This window comes from Longimonas sp., assembly GCF_040409695.1.
In the GTDB taxonomy this organism is placed as follows: domain Bacteria; phylum Bacteroidota; class Rhodothermia; order Rhodothermales; family Salinibacteraceae; genus Longimonas.
In genome coordinates, this window is the sequence record NZ_JARWGJ010000210.1 from 1 (window position 1) to 4,218 (window position 4,218).

General features: G+C 64.1%; 4 protein-coding genes and 1 pseudogene. All 5 read left to right on the top strand.

Annotation, left to right across the window (positions count from 1 at the left end):
• A pseudogene (locus PPP56_RS12935) lies at positions 1 to 314 on the top strand (iron ABC transporter substrate-binding protein); the annotation flags it as partial.
• A gap of 54 nt (positions 315 to 368) precedes the next feature.
• Positions 369 to 1,988 carry an ABC transporter permease gene (locus tag PPP56_RS12940; protein WP_353564472.1) on the top strand — a complete coding sequence of 540 codons (1,620 nt, stop codon included), beginning with the start codon at positions 369 to 371 and terminating at the stop codon, positions 1,986 to 1,988.
• Positions 1,989 to 2,066: 78 nt separating this feature from the next.
• Positions 2,067 to 3,143, top strand: coding sequence for an ABC transporter ATP-binding protein (locus tag PPP56_RS12945; RefSeq protein WP_353564473.1), 1,077 nt, complete (start codon positions 2,067 to 2,069; stop codon positions 3,141 to 3,143).
• 50 nt (positions 3,144 to 3,193) lie between these two features.
• On the top strand, positions 3,194 to 3,595 hold the full coding sequence (locus PPP56_RS12950) for a HEPN domain-containing protein (protein WP_353564474.1): 402 nt from the start codon (positions 3,194 to 3,196) through the stop codon (positions 3,593 to 3,595).
• A gap of 243 nt (positions 3,596 to 3,838) precedes the next feature.
• On the top strand, positions 3,839 to 4,218 hold a 380-nt coding region (locus tag PPP56_RS12955; protein ID WP_353564475.1), incomplete at its 3' end, for an NAD-dependent epimerase/dehydratase family protein.

Consider the following 4,218-nt stretch of genomic DNA (forward strand, 5'->3'; position numbering starts at 1 on the left):
ACGCTCCCGTCGACATCTACCGCTTCGCCGACGGCGACGTAGGCAATCTCGCGCTCGTTACCGGTGCGGGCGTGCTGCAGACCAGCAGCCGACCCGATGACGCCGAAGATTTCCTGCGCTTCCTGCTCGACACCGGGGCACAGACCTTCGCCGCTGAAACCCTGAACGAGTACCCGGTCATCGAAGGTATCGAGGTGCCCGCCTACATGCTTCCCGTTCGCGAAGCGCTGCAGGCAAGTCCCGACTTTGACTTCGAAGAGCTGCGCGACATCGACCGTGCGCTCGACCTGCTTCGTGACGAAGGACTCCTGTAGTCTCGCGATCCTCTGGCCCTACTGCCTCTTTCTCGATAGGCTCTCTGCCCTGCTGTGATTCCTGAGTACTGGCGTACGTTGTGGCGCGACCAGCTGCGCGACCGGTGGTATCTGCTCCTACCGGTCGCGTTTGTGGTGATTGGCGTGCTCATTCCTCTGGGCTACCTGCTCATTCGCGCGTTTCAGGCGGATGCGAGCGAGCTCTACGCGCTCGTTGTGCGGATGCGTAACCTGGAGCTGCTCTGGAATACGCTCGCGCTCACGGGTGGAGTGCTCGCCGGCACCGTGCTGCTCGCGTTCCCGCTGGCCTGGCTCACCACGCGCACCGACCTCCCCGGCAAGCGGGCCCTCACCTGGCTCGGCGTGCTGCCGCTGGCCATTCCCGGATACGTGATGGCCTACGCCCTGCTGGGCGCTACCGGCAGCCAGGGCGTGATCGCGGAAACAATCGGACTCCCCCTGGACCGCCTCAGCGGGTACACGGGTGCCTGGGTGGCGCTCAGCCTGGGCACGTTCCCGTATCTCTTTCTGAACCTGCGCACCGCGCTGCTCGGACTCGACCCGGCCATCGAGGAGTCGGCGCAGGCGCTTGGCTATCCGCGCTGGCAGGTCTTTCTGCGCGTGGTGCTGCCGCAGCTACGTCCGGCATTCCTTGCAGGTGGCCTCCTCGTGGGACTGCACGTCATTGGCGACTTTGGGGTCGTTTCGCTGATGCGCTTCGAAACGTTCAGCTACGCGCTCTATCTGCAGTACGCCGCCTCCTACGACCGCATCTACGCCGCCTGGCTTGCGCTCATGCTGCTGGCACTGACCATCGCCGTGCTCTTTCTGGAGGCGCGCCTGCTTAAGGGACTCCTCTACCACCGTACCGGCACAGGTACCGGGCGCCAGGCCACGCCGCTTCGCCTCGGCGCATGGACAGCCCCGGCCTATGGGTTTGTCGGAGCAGTTGGTCTCGCGTCGGTGGTGGTACCGGTGGCTACCATCATCTACTGGATGAGCGCGTCGGTCGACGTTGGGGTGCCCTGGGGCGGACTCGCCTCGGCGCTCTGGGATTCGTTCTCGGCCTCGGCGCCGGCTGCGCTCCTTGCAGCGACGCTCGCCATCCCCGTGGCCTACCTCAGCGTGCGCATGCCCTCGCAGCTTACCTCCGGACTCGAACGCGTGGCGTATCTTGGCTATGCCACGCCGCCGCTGGCGTTTGCGCTGGCGCTCATCGTGTTTACGCTGCAGGTGCTACCGTTTGCGTACCAGACGCTCGGACTCCTCATCGTGGCGTACGCACTGCACTTCATGGCCGAGGCCATCGGACCCATTCGCAGCTCGATGTACCAGGCGCCGCCCAATGTCGAAGAAGCGGCCCGCTCGCTCGGGCGCACGCCCATGCAGGCGTTCGTCAGCGTCACGCTTCCGCTGCTGCGTCCAGGTATTACCGTGAGCATCGCGTTTGTCTTCCTCTCGGCGATGAAAGAGCTGCCGATCACGTTTCTGCTCTCGCCTATGGGATTCGAAACCGTGGCGCTCAACGTGTGGAGCTATGCCAACGAGGCGATGTTTGCCTCGGCTGCGCCCTATGCCCTCGCTATTATGGCGTTCTCTGCAGCCTTTGTTGGACTCTTGCTGGTTCGCGAAAAATCAACGAGTCGCAAAACGCATGCTGCATCTGCTCCGTAAGTCCCCTGTAAACAAAATGCAATCTGCCTGTTCACAGGATGATGTTTACATGCCGGATGTCTACCGGCTGTGCCTGCTATGACCGACCCGATCCTCACCGTTGACCGTATCACCAAGCACTACGAGACCGAGGCCCCGCCCGCGGTCGACCGGGTCTCGTTTACGGTGCACGACGGCGAGATCCTGGCGATCCTCGGACCCAGCGGGTGCGGCAAGACGACCATGCTACGGTGCATTGCGGGATTCGAACGCTGCTCCTCGGGCCGCGTGCAGATGCGCAACCGCACGCTCGCCAGCAACGACACACACGTCTCCGCCGAGCAGCGCGGCATCGGACTCGTCTTTCAGGACTATGCGCTCTTCCCGCATCTGAGCGTACTCGACAATGTGCTGTTCGGGCTGCGCTATCACGATCTTGAAGACAAGGAAGGCCGCGCGCGCAAGGCGCTTCAGATGGTGGGCCTGCAGTCCTACGCCGACCGGAATCCGCACCACCTGTCGGGCGGGCAGCAGCAGCGCGTGGCGCTGGCCCGTACGCTGGCGCCGAAGCCGGAGCTCATTCTGCTCGACGAGCCGTTTTCCAATCTGGATGCGCTGCTGCGCCAGGGTACGCGTCAGGAAGTGCGTACGCTGCTAAAGGACAATGGGCTCAGTGCCGTGCTTGTGACGCACGACCAGGAGGAGGCGCTCTCGTTTGCCGACCGCGTTGCGGTGATGCGGCAGGGTCGCATTGAGCAGGTGGGCACCCCCGAGGAGGTCTACTACCAGCCGCGCACCCTCTTCGTGGCGCAGTTCTTAGGACGCACCAATCTGCTGATGTCCGATGCCGACGGTGCGCATGCCGACACCCCGATCGGACGGCTGCCGCTGAACCGGGAGGCGTCGGGGCGCGTGCTGGTGTCGCTACGCCCGGAGCACCTCACCCTGGCCGCGCCCAACGACGTGGCCGACCCCGACCCGCGCACGTCGGGTAAGGTGGTTGAGCGTGCGTTTAAAGGACACGACATCACGTACCGGGTGGCCTGCAACGAAAGCGAGTACCTGGTGCACACCTCCAACCGCTTCTCTTTTCAACCCGGCGACCGCGTCTGCATCCGTCCGCTGGAGCCCGGCGTGGTGCTTGAAAGCAGTCCGGCGGCCTCCTCTGTCGACTAAGCTGCTCCCTCACTGCTGCGACCTAACCGCTGCTCCCAATCGCTACGATCATGGCGACCATCCATCTACAGGCATCAGGCGATACGTGGTGGCGGCAGAGCCAGCAGGATCTGCGGGCTGCCGAGCATCTGCTGCAGGGGGGATTCGCACGTCATGCTGCCGTGATGGCGCATCTCGCCGTCGAGAAGGCACTCAAGGCGGCCTACCGCGCGCAGCACAGCGAAGCGCCCCCCGTGAGCCACGACGTAGCGTACCTGGCCGACCAGCTCACCTGGCCCGAGGCGATGCCGTACGACCACGCCCGTTCGCTCGACGCGCTGGCCCGGCATGGGGTGGTGGCGCTCTACAGCGACCAGGCCTTCGGAGCGGGCGTCCCCAGTGACCGGGATGAAGCCCGAGCTCGCGTAGCAGATGCACACCATCTTATTGAGACGCTGGGCCGGATGACATAGCCCAGGCCGCGTGCCATCGCCGCCCGTGCGCATCCCCCTGTGCCTGTGCTATCTGTACCTGTGCTATTACCCTTGCACCTGTGCCCTGAACCGTGGAACATTGCGCGAATAGTGGAAGCGGTTCCGAACGTGTAGGGAGGGCTGCCGTTTTGGACTATCGTGTGTGCGGGTATTCGACCTTGCGGAAGGAGCTTGCGTATATCAGTTAAAGCAGTACAACGAACTACGGGTTCACGGTGTGTTATGGGGACAATCCTTGTTACGGGTGCGAACGGACAGATTGGGAGTGAGCTGGTGGCACGGCTGCGCGCAGACCGGGGGGCGGACGCGGTGGTCGGACTCGACCTGCGCGCGCCGGGCGGTGGTGTGAAGGGTCCGCACGTGGCGGCCGATGTGCGCGACCGCGATGCGCTTGCTACGGTGATTGAAGCACATGGTGTTACGACGGTCTACCATCTGGCCAGTCTGCTCTCGGCTACGGGCGAGGAGCACCCTGATCGGGCGTGGGACGTGAACATGAACGGGCTGAAGCACATGCTCGATCTGTCGCGTGAGCACGCCCTGAAGCTATTCTGGCCGAGTTCAATCGCGGTGTTTGGGCCGTCGACGCCGCGCCACGAAAC